9 protein-coding genes and 1 tRNA gene are annotated in these 15,038 nt (G+C 56.8%); all 10 read right to left on the bottom strand.

Annotated features, from left to right (window positions below; translation table 11 throughout):
• On the bottom strand, nt 1–1,043 hold a 1,043-nt coding region (locus NG895_RS19970), incomplete at its 3' end, for an MFS transporter (RefSeq protein WP_252854297.1).
• Nucleotides 1,044–1,175: 132 nt separating this feature from the next.
• The gene (locus NG895_RS19975; protein WP_252854298.1) at nt 1,176–3,476 is read right to left on the bottom strand and encodes a metallophosphoesterase; all 2,301 of its coding nucleotides are present in this window, start codon (nt 3,474–3,476) and stop codon (nt 1,176–1,178) included.
• A 181-nt stretch (nt 3,477–3,657) separates the two neighbouring features.
• Nucleotides 3,658–7,275, bottom strand: a complete 3,618-nt coding sequence (locus NG895_RS19980) for a PEP-CTERM sorting domain-containing protein (protein WP_252854299.1) — start codon at nt 7,273–7,275, stop codon at nt 3,658–3,660.
• 142 nt (nt 7,276–7,417) lie between these two features.
• A complete protein-coding gene (locus NG895_RS19985; RefSeq protein ID WP_252854300.1) occupies nt 7,418–8,917 on the bottom strand; it encodes a PEP-CTERM sorting domain-containing protein in 1,500 nt (499 codons plus the stop codon).
• Between the two features lie 88 nt (nt 8,918–9,005).
• Entirely contained in the window at nt 9,006–9,443 is a 438-nt protein-coding gene (locus NG895_RS19990) for a hypothetical protein (protein ID WP_252854301.1), read from the bottom strand.
• Nucleotides 9,421–10,347 carry a DUF1559 family PulG-like putative transporter gene (locus NG895_RS19995; RefSeq protein ID WP_279676575.1) on the bottom strand — a complete coding sequence of 309 codons (927 nt, stop codon included), beginning with the start codon at nt 10,345–10,347 and terminating at the stop codon, nt 9,421–9,423. Before NG895_RS19995 ends, NG895_RS19990 begins: the two co-directional genes overlap by 23 nt.
• 301 nt (nt 10,348–10,648) lie before the next feature.
• Nucleotides 10,649–11,524: a MurR/RpiR family transcriptional regulator gene (locus tag NG895_RS20005; RefSeq protein ID WP_252854302.1), complete on the bottom strand. Its 876-nt coding sequence runs from the start codon at nt 11,522–11,524 to the stop codon at nt 10,649–10,651.
• Between the two features lie 669 nt (nt 11,525–12,193).
• A tRNA-Ser gene (locus tag NG895_RS20010) sits at nt 12,194–12,275 on the bottom strand.
• Nucleotides 12,276–12,367: 92 nt separating this feature from the next.
• Entirely contained in the window at nt 12,368–13,270 is a 903-nt protein-coding gene (locus NG895_RS20015) for an alpha/beta hydrolase (RefSeq protein WP_252854303.1), read from the bottom strand.
• 33 nt (nt 13,271–13,303) lie between these two features.
• On the bottom strand, nt 13,304–14,986 hold the full coding sequence (locus tag NG895_RS20020) for a ribulokinase (RefSeq protein WP_252854304.1): 1,683 nt from the start codon (nt 14,984–14,986) through the stop codon (nt 13,304–13,306).
• Between the last annotated feature and the right edge of the window lie 52 nt (nt 14,987–15,038).

Raw genomic sequence — 15,038 nt, forward strand, 5'->3', positions numbered from 1 at the left:
GTCCCGACAAAGGAAACGCGCGCCACTGCATCGTAGGCAATGGTAAGAATCCCCAGTACCACCAACAGCCCGCAAGTTACGGGTGCTCGGCGACTGCCAAAGTAACGATCACTCGCCCATCCTGCCCAGAGGGATCCAAGAATCCCCCCGACTGGCAAGATGGCATATTTGATAGCAGAAGAAAGCACCGCCGAGTCCAGCGCTTCGGCGGTTCTCAGAGGCGACATCGACATGCCCGACGCTAGCCGTTCTTTCTCAATGGAAAACAAGTGGGAGACCCCCCAGTCGATGAACCCGTATCGACAGGCGTTGAGCAGACCAAGCGATAGAGCCAATAGCCATAGAGCGGGATTTGAAAGTGTCAGCGTCAAGTTTTTCAGAAAACTGTGGCGTTGTTCCAAGGGTAGCTGGCTTGATTGTACTGCAGCCGAGTTGCATGTGTCGTCAGGTTTTTCTTTGAGAAAGAGAATCATAATTGCAGCCGCGGCAATCAGTATTGCCGGTGGCACCCATACGGCGCCGCGCCATCCCATCGCGCTCACCGCAACACCCGCCACGACAAAAGTGAGCCCGGCAGTAAGTTGATAACCAGTCCCAACGATACCCATCGCTCGGCCACGTCGAGCAATCGGAACCCAGTTTCCAATCACTCGGACGCAAGGCGTCCAGCCAAGTGACTGGCAGTATCCATTCATCGCCCACACGAACAGAAAAAAGTAAAGCGCTGTTCCAAAGCCAAAAGTGATGTTTAGCAGGGCCGATCCGATCAGACCGAGCGAGAGCATTATTCGAGGGTGGAACCGTTCGGCTAGTTGACCATTTAGGAACTGGCCCACGCCGTAGGCGACTTTAAGCGACAACAACACAACGCCCATTTGGACTTTGTCATAGCCAAACTCCTCCTCAATTCCCGGCAGTGCAACGGCCAAGTTGGTGCGGCCAAAGTAGAACGCCCCGTAGGTAAGCCAGAGCGTCCATATGACTTGGTTCTCACCGGGCGACGCTGTTTGCCGCCCGCTTTCGGCTGATGCGATCAACGACATTCAGAACTCCCGCCGTGGCCGGGAATTCTGGTCCCATGTCGTTCGACAGCCTGGGGTTTGAAAATGATGCATCCTGTTGCGCTTTGTCCTGATCACGGCAATTATCAAGGGCTGGTTCCGAAATCGTTCGCTTCACTCGGTTGGCGGAGCAGATGGAAGCTGGGCTGTGGCAGCCTCATCGGCCGCTTGTTGCTTTTTGCCCCTCTCTCGTAGTGACACTAGCGCGACGCCTGTCGCCAGGCTGGCGAAGACGATCGATGCCGGTTCCAGCACTTGAGTGCTGCCGTTGAGGAGCGATTGATGACTCTTTCCCAGGTTGTTGCGCCAGACCGTGTAGTCGGCTAGATCGACTCTTCCATCCCCATTGCCATCGGCGGTTAACGATCCTGATTGATCGAACTGGCTCTTCCACTGCTGGTAGTCAGCGAAATCTATATTTCCGTCACGATTGTAGTCGCCAGCCAGCACGACGGGCGCGATCGGTTCGGAGAATTTGACAAATGCCCACGCAAACGTCGTGTCTTGCAGATTGCCGCTGGGTAGGTCGGTCGATTCGATAAGAAAGCTGCCACTATCGCCTGCGGCGTAAGAGAGCGTGTTGTCATCGGGAGCCGTAATGCCACCTTTGCTAGCCAAACCAGCAACGGAAAGCAGTAGCATTCCGGAGTCCGGAGATTCATCGGGTATCGTAAGCTCATACTGGCCGGTAGCGAGTCGAGTGATGCTGAAGTTGCCGGTAGAACTTAGATTCGCACTCGAAGCACCATCGAATCGTCCGCCGACTAGACCTTCCGTTTGAAACGGAATGTAAACGAAGCTGAATTCCTTTTCCTCGCCAGTGGCTCCAAAATCGGTGGCATTGTCGTGAACGCGAATATCCCAGCCCTCTCCGTATGGCAGTACCCCTGTGTGCACCAGCGTGTTTCCATTGGTATTTGCCACGGTAAACAGCAGTCCATCCGACTCCGAGTTTACCCCGAGGTCTAACGTGTAGCGACCCATACCTTGTTTCGCCAGCATGGACTGGTCTACGCGGTTCGAGGCTCCAGGGGCAATCGTGCCATCGGAGTTGACGTGAGCGCCCTGCCAGCCGGCTTGGAACTGGAACCAGGCAACGGACGTATTCATGTTCAGTTCGTTGTTCGACGAATTGCCAGTTTCCATTACCGATAGCGAGAGAATATCAGTGCCAAAGCTATCTCTGCCAACCTCCACGGTGCCGCGATAACCTTCACGCACGTTTTCGCGCATGGTGGCTAGCAGCACTCCGTCGTGGTAGACCAATCCCGTGCCATCAATGGCAATTTCGTAGTCCCCTCTGTTGACTTGCAGAGTGCCAATTGCCGGTACTGAAGTGTGGGGAACTGTGACCGAGTCGACCGTGTTGGCGGCGGGGTCGGTAGGACCAGTTACCAGGATGTTGGCGGCCACCGCAGTGGAAATGAGTGGCGGCGGAGGAGGTGTCAACGGGCTGTGGAGTTCGTTGAGATTCAGAGTGAACTGTTGATCGTAACTCATGTCGAGGCGATCGAGCACGGGCGAATACGTCCGAACCTCTACCGTCTCGCCATCGTCCTTGAACTCAAGAAGACGCATGTCACCCATGCCGCCTTGAGCGTTCATTTGATAGTTTGCCAGCATTTGGTGGACGGGATTGCCGCCGACTCCCGCTGTACTGCGAAACCCAGTGCCATCGTTCAGTACATGGCCATTGAAGGTCATACGAAAATTGTCGTGCTGCGAAACGAGCTTGTCCCAGAGTTCCTGGCCATCGTTTGCGGTGCTAGTGTTGTGAATGCCGTAACCATGCGGGTTCCAACTCTGGCTACTGCCTTTGGTGCTCCAGTCGTAGATTGTCTCGTCGTAATACATGTACGCGTGCGTTACCAACATCACGTCGTGATTGGGGTGGGAACTAACCACTTGATTGGCCCAGTCGACAACTTCATTCCGAGGCCCCCATTCCAGCGCGAGTACCAACCAGTCTTTGCCCCCAGCATTGAAAGTGTGCCACGAGTTGTCCGTTTTGGAAGGTTCGAAGAAGCCACCGACGGACGCCTGACTGCCATAGAAAGAGTTGGGGCCAAAGTAGCTGTCCGAGTTGAAGAAGCTGTCCCGATCTCCACCGTTTCCGTTTGGCCCGTAGTCGTGGTTGCCAGGAGCCATCGCATAAGGGACCACGCCGTTTAGCTTGTTCATCGACGCCAGGGCGTTGTCCCACTGTCCTATCGTGTTGCGATTGGTGATGTCTCCCTCATGCAGCACGTACTTGATGTTGTGCGACTCAGCGTGATCGGCAATCCATTGGGTTTGAGCATCGTAGTGCTGTGGATAGGACTGAGCGTAGATCTGCGTGTCGGGCAGAATCGCCAGGGTCCACGAGCCCGGTGAAATCGGTGGTTCTGCAGCCGCTGAAATACCTGTAGGGATCATCGCGATAAGGCCAAGTCCCAATTGCAAACGAAGCCTCTTGGAGACTCTTTTGAGTCTACTCATCTATGCATCTCCCACCGAAGTCTAGCCGATGTGCATCGGCGGCTCGCCCATTGAAGAGTGAAACGAGTCCGCTTTGGGGACAGCGTTCACCACGAAATGTCATCCAGTTGGCTAATTGCTACTCTCTAGCTGCATGGGAGTGCTTCCAGCCCAGCAGAGCCAGCACAACAACCAGACCAAGGGCAGTCGAAGGCTCGGGCACCTGATTCGAGGAAGCTTGGATCTCGGATGACATTCCAAAGTTGTTTTTCCAGGTCTGATAGTCCGAGGCGTCGACGATGCCGGGAGTGCTGTCGTTGGGAAGGTTGGCTGTGGTCGAACCGAGATTGTTGCGCCATACAACGTAATCCTCGAGTCCTACGGTTCCATCGTCGTTAAAGTCGCCGGCAAGGCCGGCAGGTGGTGAGCCGATGTAAGTAGCCGCCACCTCTAACACAAGTCCCGATCCTGCCAGGCGATACTTGAGCATGAGATCCTCAGCGTTCATCAGATTGTTGTACGCTTCGCCGAGATCGATCGTCGAGTTACCAGCGATAGTAGCGGCACCTTCAAGGAACAATTCGCCAATTGCTGTACTGCTGGATCCTCCAGCTTCGTCCCAGCCGACACCAGCGGCGTCGCTTTCGGTGGAATTAATACTGGTCCACTCACCAGTGCCGTTTCCGATCGTGGCGTTGAGTGACGCACCCGGGCTGGATAGTTCGTAGTAGTCGATCTCCAATGGTCCGCCATTATTGACCAGCTCGACCGATCCATCAGTGCGATCTACCACAACTTCCAGACCGGTGAAATCGATCGACACTTCCTCAAAATTCGAAAACGTTGGCTGCGACTGCTGCAGCGTGTACAAACCAAAACGGCCGTCTGGAAAGGAACCATTCTGATTGAACTGTTCCACGCCATCTACTGAAACGGTAATGTTTGTTGGAGTGTAGGTTACGTCGATCAGGAACGAAGTGTTATCTCGTGGATAAGGCGTCGATCCAAGTGTTGCGCCGCGCGCCAATTCGGTAACACCACCGTCAGGATTGTCATCGGGAAATCCCCCGTAAGGATTGCCTTCAGGATAATTCGTGTGCAGCCACAACTCGTCGGCCGTTGGCACACCTTCCACACGCGACAGTGCGATGCCAGCCGGTGCAGTACCACCGACGGTAAAGTCGTGAAATGGAATATCGCCGTCCTCATCGTCAGGGTCATCTGCGAAGTCGAAGTTTTGATCGATCCCCTTCCAGTCGACAAGCAAATAATCACCGGTAAGCGAACCGAAATAGTCGGCATCTCCCGGTTGATATCCGAATACGAGGCCGACAATGTCGTCATCGGTGCCCGGTGTGATTTGGCCGATGTAGCGTTTGTTGAGCGCGCTATTGGGCCCGTAAAGAACGCTCATGCTTGCGTTGCCGGGAACGGTAGCGGTCTTTGTCGTCGTCTCCCATTCAGCCGGGGGACCACCTGCCACCAGTGGAAACGCGTCGACGTTGAAGGCGGTGAAGTCAACGCCCACTGCGCCCGCTAGACGTGTTCCAACGAACATGACAATGAGGCAACCAACCGCTAGCACTGATTGACGGACCTTGCGAGAAAACAGCGCCCGAAGTCGGTAGCCGATGAAACCGAGAGCTGCAAGTGTGAACGTTGCCAGCGTGGAGGGTTCGGGAACTTTCGTGCCATTCACCATGGCTGCGAAGGCGCCTGCTCCATTGGTCATGTCGTAGTCGGCCTTGAATAGTGCGAAGTCCTCGACGTCGTTGTCGCCGTCTAGGTCGAGATCACCAGCCAAGGCCGCCTCGACGGTGGTGAGTCCGCTCAGGTCAGCTAGCGTGTTGGGATAGAAAAGCAGCCAGTCGTCTATTGTTAGAGAGCCGTCGGTGTTCAAGTCGCTCCGCGTGTAGGGCATGCCGCCTGGGCCATCTATGTAGCTCACGAGTGCAGGTATGGTACTCCCATCAGCGAGTCGGATTTGAACATTCAAGTCTTGTATGGGCGACTTCGTCCAGGCCAATCCTAGATCGACCGCTTCTCCAGCCGACAATGTGCTGCCGTCATTCTCTGGCTGTTCTTCCTCACTCAGGTTAAGAGCGGTCGATTCCAGGATTGCCCAAGGATCATTCGCGTCGACAGATCCATCACCAGGCGAGGCGTCGTAAAACTCGCTGATGGAGGTCCAGTCATCAGGACGCAGGGCGCCTCCCGAAGACGAAATCGAGTAGCCGGCGATAGCTACGGCTTCCAAAGTGTTATTCGTCAGTACGACACTGCCGGTGTCGCGGTCGACAGTCACTTCGAAATCGATGACAGTTGTTGCCTCTACCAGCAGCGGCCCATCGGCCCCGCCATAGGAAGAGAAGGTAACGCCATTGCCCTGGGAACCGCTCCCCCAGTTGGTAAAGCCTACGGAGCCTGAGAGTATTGGTGATGAGGAATCCACCACCGGAGCGTAGCTAATAGGTGTCGCCACTCCGTCAGGATCATTGATCACGTCTACCTTGATCGCATTGCCGATGGCGGTGACGGATACATCGAAGGGGACACTGTCACTGAACAGAAACTTGGGATCGTCCTGGTCGTCGCGATATACCTCACTCCACACGCCATTGTCGTTCTTTTGAATCGACATGCCACGGGGAGCCCGCTGTTCCGTCGTTCCCATCGATTCCGTAGCGAAGTTTATCCGATAGAACGAGTCGTCGTCAGCAACCCGGACCAGCACTCCGATGCCATCGTTGTCGCCATTCTGAAGGCGAGCGCTCATTCGATAGTCGGTCCAGCTGGTGGCGCCAGCTTCGTCGACCACTACGCCCGGACCAATGAAATCAACGTTGGGTGCCGAAACCGTGGCCCATTCATATCCATTGGTGTCGTCCTGGATGGTGCCGTTGCGAAAATCCTGGCGAAAATTGCCAAAGTCGTCGACCCCTGTACCCTGAGCACCTTCCGCGTTGGTCATCATGAGCGGACGCCAGCTTAACGGAACTGCATCTGAGAAGGTCGTGGTCTCGTTTACGGTTGTCGAGGACACCGAGACAGTGTCAACAGAAGTTCCCCAGAAACGATCGCCGGTTGATCCTTCACGTTGCCCCCATGAAAGGATGCCATAGTTGCCTGGAGACAAGTCGCCATCTGAGCCACTGAGTACTTGCCCACCGTTGATGGATACCGCCCAACTGCTGCCATTTACGCTTACGTCAATGTTGTCCAACGTTCCGGTGATGGTCGGGTAGAAGCTGGTGGTCGTGCCGAGCTGGGTGATATTGCCGTCCACGACCTTTTGAACCGACACCCCTTCGGGGAAACCAACCGAGCTGCCAGCCTGCTCACGCAGACCTACTCGAAAGTAGTTGTCGTTGTCTTGATAGCCGAACACCAGACCGTACCCGTCATTGTCATACGTGCCCATCGAAGAACTCAGGGTATATTGGGCTGGCGTGGTGTTCGCTGTGTCGACTAACAGGTAGGGAGTATACATGCCATCGGCGACACCATCGGTGGTTATGCCATCGGCCGCCCGCCCATCCGAACTTTCGCTAAGCGTCTTGGGACCGGTCAGGAGGGTTCCCCACGTCGGTTGGCCACCCGCAATGGGAGTTCCACTATAGGTGTCAGTCCAGCCCCCAAACCCTGTAACAAACGGGTCGTCGACCAGTACTTGCCCTGTGCACACCGAAGCGGCAAGTAGAAACATGGTCGTGAAAGCTGCGGCCGATGTCGTGCCGCGGTGGGGCAAGTAATGCATCGCAGGGTTCCTGGTTGTCGATGTCAGTTTGGTGAACATTGCCATTTTTGGGGTCTGTGGTGTGAGCGGAATTAGAGGCTTCAACACGGCCACCACCCGCCAAGATGGTTTTGACAAGGTGACCCAGGACTCAAAAGCGGAGTCAAGTGTTCGAGTAACGCCGTCCGGCCAGCAACAAACCACCAGCAAGAGAAAGCAGGATCACGGTTCCAGGTTCGGGAACTGCTACCAGAAACGATGTGCCACCCCCCCCGTATGCGGAGTAGACGACACCGTTGTCGATGGTGCCGTTGCCCCAGTTGGTGAAACCAACCGAGCCGGAAAGAAGTGGGTCGCTCGAGTCGATCACCGCCGGGTAGTTAATTGTAGTCGCGGCACCATCAGGATCATCGACCACCCAAACCTTAATGGAGTTCCCCGTCGCCGCCACCCGCACATCAAACGGTACTTCATGCGAGTACACGAAAGATGGGTCGTCCTGGTCATCCCGATACAACTCCGACCAGATGCCATTATCGAACTTCTGAATAGACATGCCCTGGGGGGCACGCTCACCCTCGGAGTCCATTGGTTCGGCAGCGAAGTTGATTCGGTAGAACGACTCTTCGCCAGTCGCACGCAGTAGCAGACCGATACCGTCATTATCTCCGCTTTCCATGCGAACATTCATCTCGTAGTTCGTAAGATCGTCGCTGCCGGGCTCATCTAGGACGACACCTGGTCCGATGAAATCGACATTGGGTGCCGTTGGTGTGGCCCACTCGTAGCCATTCGTGTCGTCGCGGATAGTGCCGTCGCGGAAGTCCTGGCGAAAATTACCGAAGTCATCGACGCCAGTGCCCTGGTTGCCTTCGGCGTTGGTCATCATCAGCGGTCGCCAGTTGACCGGGATGGCGTCCGCGAAAGTTGTCGTCTTGTTGAGCACGGACGAGGAAACTGCAATGCTTTCCACGGCAGTACCGTAGTAGCGATCACCAGGACCTCCTTCCCGCTGCGCCCAGGATTGAACGCCATAACTGCCGGGTTGGAGATCGGCGTCTGAGCCACTGAGTACTTCGTTGCCATCGACACTGATCGTCCAGTTTGCCCCGTCGACATCCACATCCACATCGCTGAGCGAACCGTCGCCGCTGGGAAACAGGCTCGGCCCGGTGCCAAGTTGAGTGATGACGCCGTCGACGATTTTCTGAACGGCTACCCCCTCTTCGAAGCCCAGGCTTCCACTCGATTGCAGACGCCAACCTACGCGAAAATAGTTGTCAAGGTCTTGGTAACCAAACACCAAACCAAAACCATCATCGTCATAGGTGCCCATCCGCGCCGATAGGTTGTAGGTAGCGGGTGTTTCGTCCGCAGTGTTTACCAGGACGTAAGGCGTGAACATCCCGTCGCCCAAGCCTTCGGAGGTGGAGCCATCGGCGGCACGACCGTCCGAACTCTCGCTGAGTGTCTTTGGTCCAGTTAACAGAACGCCCCAATTGGGCTGACCTCCGGCTACGGGACTTCCGCTGAAGGTGTCTGTCCAGCCGTCAAAGCCAGTGGTGAATACGGTGTCTACCAAGGTCTGGCCAAAGAGATTGCCAGAAAAGAGAACAGCCGAAATGAAAGACGATACAGCCAATAGTCGTTGGGTTCTAATCATCAGTAGCTCGCTCCATTAACAGCACCAGGTGTCAAACTAATCAATCTGCGACTTCACGACTTCAAGCTTGCTTCCGCTTACCTCGCAATCAGGACTCTAAGTCAAAGTTGATCTCCTGCTCACCATCCTTGACGGTGGCGGTCAAGCCGGCATCGTGGTGAAAGTACTTGGATGGAATGGGGGATGGTTTCTTTTGCGCCTCGATCGCAGCGGATTCTTCAGCGAGCGATCCTGGTCCACCGGCCATGATTTTGACACGGTAATTTCCGACCGGAGCTCCTTTCTTGCCACCGGCACTGACAAGAGAAAACTCGCCTGAAGTGTCAAAGTAGCCCAGCGACGACGGCCCGTTGCCCCGCTCGGGATCGGAAGGCTCGAAGACTAAAGTACCTGGTCCTACAGGTTGCCCGTCAACCGTGACTATACCGCTTACGTAGCCCCACGGCTCCTGACTGCACCCACCGAGTGCCAGTGCCAATAGTGCGATCAACAAGGCACCGTGGCTATTGTTCAAAACTATCGCCATCCAATAACTCCTGCTGTGCGCGAGTGGTCATGAAATCGATCACACGTTCTGACGTATACTCGCTCAACCATCTCACATTACCGCCAGCGAACACGCTGTAGAGACCGCCGGGGTGGTCGCTATACATTTCGTTGCTTCGTTGCGGTTCGCCATTGATATCTACTGCGTTGAGAACTGGATTGTGATGGGCAAACGTCTGCTCAGCAGTGCCCCAGTACCTGTCTTTGTCGGTACGGCCGGCATCTTCACCGAGCAGAATCGTATAAGTCGTCCCGTCGGTGCAATCTTTGATTCCTTTTGGTTTGTTTCGCGGCCAGCGAGTGCCGGTGGCTGGCATCAGTCCCGCTTCGTAGCCTTGCCCTTTGTCCCAGCCATCAACAATTGTAATGCCGTCATGACTGTAGGTTGCGCAGCCATTGATACCCGCATAGTCACCCTGTGCTGGGCTGATATGCTCCGATGATGGACAAAGCTGAACCGACAGATTGCCGTTCTCGCTGCGTGTGACCAGGCGGCCGTTATCGCCCTGATTCCACTTTCTTTCAAAATCGTAAAGGTCGTAGAGGGCCTGCTGTTCTACGTTTGGAAGTATCAACGTCATCCAGCTGTGTTGACGATTGTATCTGGTGTCGGCATTCCAATCGGTATGCCCCGGTGGGAATACGTTATTGGCGTCGTGATATAGCTGCATGCCCAATCCCAGCTGCTTGAGATTGTTTTGACACTGGGTTCGGCGTGCTGCCTCACGAGCCGCCTGCACTGCGGGCAATAGCAGGGCGACCAAGATGCCAATGATGGCGATGACGACGAGAAGTTCGACTAGCGTGAATCCCTTCCGCAGAGGGAAAAGAGATCGCGGGGAAATCAGGCTCGACCGTAATCCGCAGGTGGAGGTGGATCCCATCCGTTATTCCGTTTGCTGTAGCCGAAAGTCGTGCGATATCAACCGATACGGGTCTTCCCGATATCAGGCTTTTTTCCCAGCCAGAATCTGGAGGGTGAAAAGTGGTTGCCAATACTCCGCTCCGCCCGAAACTTCTGGACAGTATATCCAGCTGCGGTGACTACGCAACCTTTTTTCTCTCAATTAACGAGTTCTTCATGTTGTTTTCTTCTGCAGATGGCTGTGCGCAACCGTTTTTTTGTTGCGAATCGGGCACGCAGGCAGAGTGGGGTGGATAAAATATCCAGACAAGATGCTGGCGCTATAGCTTCCGATCGGCAATGGCGTCAAAGGTCTTGAGTACCGTTGCATCCACGTCTGGATCGAGTCTGCGGATGCACTCGGCGAGCAAAGTCAAGACAAGCTCACCGTCGGCCAGCGAAGGCACTTCCGCAATCAAGGGATCACGCCCCCCCGATGTGACCAGCCTGATTTGAGAAGCCTCGACAAGCGGTGTCTTTCTGAAGTTTGTGATGGCGACTACGGTTGCTCCGGCGCTGCGGGCTAGCTTGGCAGCAGTGACGATGTCTTTCGTGGTTCCGGACGAACTTACCGCGACAAGGACTTCATCCTCAGATAACAGAGATGCCTCGACTGCCATGACATAGCCATCGGATAGAAAGGAGCTCTTGATACCTAAACGCTTAATTTTCCACTCCAAGCTCAACGCCAGGGGAGCCGAGCTCGCAACCCCCACGCACAATACTCTGCTCGCGTTGCGTAGTGCACTGGCCGCACGCTCCACTTCATTCCGATCTAAATTTCTGGCTGTCCGGGCTAGGTCATCGTTGATCCGATCGCAGACGATCTGAAAGAAATCGGGATCGCCTCCTGACTGCTCGTCTGTGTTTTTCCCGATGACATCCCTTGCCATCAGCACTTTGAATTCCTGAAATCCCCGACAGCCCAACTTCTTGCAGAACCTAATGACGGTTCCATAGCCCAGGCCCGAGACTTCGACCAGCTCGCTAATCGATTTCTGCAGCGAATCCGGGTGCTCGAGAAAGTAGGCCCCTACGCGCTGCTCGCTGTCTGTCATTTCATCCCGCAATCGCTGGAAGCGAATAGCCCAAGGCGTGGGGTCCGCAAGAGGTGAGCCTTCTGCTGCGGCTTGCGAATTCTTTAGAGGCGTGGTCATGGCTAGTTTGCTTGAAAAGAAAAAAAGAGATCGGTCACCGACCACATGGGCATTTTGATTTTAGGCCAGGACGCACATAACCTCCACACCCTAACTCTGTTCTCGTTCGAAGTCGTTGCGCCGGAGCCAGGAACTAGTCCATTCAGGTGGTATCTGGATCGCATCAACTTGTCCGTCAAGATGCAGGTGGGAGTCAGCAATAACACTTGCGTGCGCACCCTTCTGGTGGATTGCGATCCCGAGGGGTGGGGCGACACTCGAGCGCGCTGGGCTGGTGACTGCGGGCCTCCTGAGGGGGGTAAATGCTTTAATCTCGTCGAAGCAAACATTTTGTACCCTGCGGCAATCGACTTGGGGCTGATGAGGCACTCGAGCATCACGCTGACTATGGACACCTATGGTCATTTGCTATCGGGCCAGAAGGTGGAATCTCCGGATCGGCTGGGGGCGATGGTCAGCAACTGAGACGACCAGTCGGTCACGCTAGGAATAACGGGCACCGACGATTGCGCAGCGCGCAAGGTGCTTTTTGGTGCATCCACGTGCAATGGCGTGCAAGAGCGTAGCGGTGATGAGGGCGATCAAGAGAGCCAGTACCAGTCGCCGCAAGTCCAGACCGGACAAGAGTTAACGCAACGCAGTGCTAGTCCGTGCGACGCAACGCAAAAGCGGAGGGCATGGGACTCGAACCCACAACCGGTTTCCCGGCACCTGAATTCCAATCAGGCCGCTAGCCATTCGCTTACCCTCCACGCCGCCGATGGGCGTAAGTAGTTATGATAGCTGCGGTTGGGCCATTTTCAACGGGCCCAAGCAGAGCGACACCCGCAGCGGCCGCAGAGTTCACTCGGGCAATTGGTAATCTCGCCATAACCAGCGTAAAGAGTCGGGCAAAATGGCCCCGCCGTGGTTGCCGTTGTGGGCCCCCTCGCCGTAGACGAACTTATAGTCGTAGTCGCGGAACTTGAGGGCGGACGCCATCTGCTGATTTGCCAGCGGCCAATTGCCGTGCGCGTTGTCGAGATCGGCCGAGCCATCCTGCAGGAAGACCCGCAGCGGACGCTTCTCGGCCTTGCGGATAATGCCGGGGTAGCGGTCGCCACCGCGGATGTTGGTGAAGCTGCCGATGTGGCTGAGCACTTTGTGGAACGCCTCGGGCCGCTCCCACGCCACGGTGAACGCGCAGATGCCGCCGCTCGACATGCCGCAAATCGCCCGGCCGTCAGGGTCGTCGGTAAACCGATAGTCCTTGGCGACCTCGGGCAGGATCTCGGTGAGCAGGAACTCGGCGTAATCGGCCGACAGGGTGTCGTATTCCACCGAACGATTCTCGGGCTTGGGGCTCCAGCCTTTCTCCTGGGGCAATTGCTCCTTCTTGTGGCCCGGGTCGACGAACACGCCAACCGTCACCGGCATCTCGCCGGCATGGATCAGGTTGTCGAACACGATCGGCACCCGCATGTCGCCGGTCTCGCTGACATGGGCGTGGCCATCCTGGAACACCATCAGCGCGGCTGGCTTGTCGGGCGTGTACTGCGCAGGGACATAGACGTAATAACGCCTGACGGTATCCGCGAAAACCTGACTGTCCAGCCACTCGTGCTGGGTCACGGTGCCGCGGGGAACTCCCTCGTGCCGTACCGAGTCGGGACCGAGCTCGTATCGCTGCTCCTCGGCCACCACGAGTGAAGCACAACCCAGTATCAGCGTAAGCGCAATAGTAGCGCGAAGATGCCGCAGTCGCATGGTGCCATCTCTTTCGTAAGCAAAACGGAGGAACTACTCGCCCACTCGGGCCTTGTGGCGAATGCGGATCAGGTCCTTCATCACGCCAGAGAGCGAGCCGCTGAAGTCGGCCGTGCCGAAGGCATCGTGCAGCGTGTGGTAGACCTGATAGAGTTCCGCGTACACGGCCACGTTCTCGGGGATCGGTTTGTAGACGGTCTCTTTGACGTCGGTCATCTTGGCCTGGGCGTCCTCGGCCGTGGCGTAAGCCCCACCGACCACCGCACCGAACACCGCGGCGCCCAAGGCGCACGTTTGTGCCGAGCGGCTGATCTTCATCGGCCGGTTACAGACGTCGGCATAGATCTGCATGACCATGGGGTTCTTCTCGGCGATGCCTCCGCAGTTGATCACCTGCTCGACCTTCACGCCGTACTCTTCGGCGCGGCGAATGATGGTCAGCGCGCCGTAGGCCGTGGCTTCGACCAATGCCCGATAGATCTCGGCGGGCGTGGTGTGCAGGGTCTGGCCGACCATCAAGCCCGTGAGCAACGGGTCGACCAGGATGGTGCGGTTGCCGTTGTTCCAGTCGAGCGCCACCAGGCCCGACTCGCCGGGCTTCAACTTGGCGGCGTCTTCGGTGAGCTTGATGTGCGCCTCGGCCCCCGTGCCGTAGGCCCCCGGAGCGATCTGCTTGACGAACCAGTTGAAAATGTCGCCGACGGCCGATTGGCCCGCTTCCAGACCATACATGCCGGGCAGGATCGACTCGGGCACGATGCCACACATGCCGGGGACGTCGGGCATCTCGCGATCCATGGGCGAAGGCAGGCAATCGCAGGTGCTGGTGCCCATGATCTTGACCAGGGTTCCGGCCCCCGCGCCAGCACCCACGGCGCCCATGTGGGCGTCGAACGCGCCAACCGCCACGGCAATGCCTGCGGGCAGTCCAATCTGCTGGGCAACTTCTTCGGTGAGTTCGCCCGCCTTGTGATTCGACGGCACCGCCTTGGTGGTGTAGCGCCATTCGGCGAGCTTCGGATCGAGTGAGGCCAGGAAATCTTCGCTCGGCAGTCCGCCCCATTGCTCGTTGTACATCGCCTTGTGACCGGCAGCACAGATGCTGCGGGCGAGTGTATTGGGATCGGTGTTGCCAGTGATGTAGGCGGGGATGAAGTCGGCCAGTTCCACCCAGCTGGCCGTCGCGGCGGCTACCTCGGGGGCAGTGCGGACACAGTGCAGCATCTTCGACCAGTACCATTCGCTGGAGTAGGTACCGCCGCACTTGGCGAGGTAGGGTTCGTTGCGAGTGCGGGCCAGCTCGGTGATTTCCATGGCCTCAGCGTGCGAAGTGTGATCCTTCCACAGCCAAGCGTTGGCGGCCAACGTATCCTTGAACTCTGGCAGCGTGCCCAGCGCGACGCCTGCGGCGTTGACCGGGATGGGTGTCGAGCCGGTAGTGTCGACCCCGATGCCGATGACCGCCTCGGGCGAGAAACCGGGCACACTGGCCGCATCGGCGACGGCCGATTTGACCGATGCCAGGAACCCCTGGATGTAGTCGATCGGGCTCTGACGCGCGAGGTTGGGATCGCGGGGGTCGAGCAGGATGCCTGCTTCGCCGCTGGGATAGTCGTAGACGTTCGTGGCGATCTCCTCGCCGGTTGCCACGTTGACCACCAGGGCCCGAACGCTGTTCGTCCCGTAATCGACACCGATGGCAAACTGCTCTGCCATTTGTTCAACCTCTGCTGATGAGTTTTAGAAAAGTCCGCCTGCTGAGTCGATC

Origin of the sequence: Aeoliella straminimaris (assembly GCF_024054565.1) — a bacterium.
Classification (GTDB): domain Bacteria; phylum Planctomycetota; class Planctomycetia; order Pirellulales; family Lacipirellulaceae; genus Aeoliella; species Aeoliella straminimaris.

Coding starts and splice junctions, on each gene's coding strand:
- NG895_RS19975 (WP_252854298.1), bottom strand. CDS start 3,476: ATGATCCCTACAGGTATTTCAGCGGCTGCAGAACCACCGATTTCACCG.
- NG895_RS19980 (WP_252854299.1), bottom strand. CDS start 7,275: ATGCATTACTTGCCCCACCGCGGCACGACATCGGCCGCAGCTTTCACG.
- NG895_RS19985 (WP_252854300.1), bottom strand. CDS start 8,917: ATGATTAGAACCCAACGACTATTGGCTGTATCGTCTTTCATTTCGGCT.
- NG895_RS19990 (WP_252854301.1), bottom strand. CDS start 9,443: ATGGCGATAGTTTTGAACAATAGCCACGGTGCCTTGTTGATCGCACTA.
- NG895_RS19995 (WP_279676575.1), bottom strand. CDS start 10,347: ATGGGATCCACCTCCACCTGCGGATTACGGTCGAGCCTGATTTCCCCG.
- NG895_RS20005 (WP_252854302.1), bottom strand. CDS start 11,524: ATGACCACGCCTCTAAAGAATTCGCAAGCCGCAGCAGAAGGCTCACCT.
- NG895_RS20015 (WP_252854303.1), bottom strand. CDS start 13,270: ATGCGACTGCGGCATCTTCGCGCTACTATTGCGCTTACGCTGATACTG.
- NG895_RS20020 (WP_252854304.1), bottom strand. CDS start 14,986: ATGGCAGAGCAGTTTGCCATCGGTGTCGATTACGGGACGAACAGCGTT.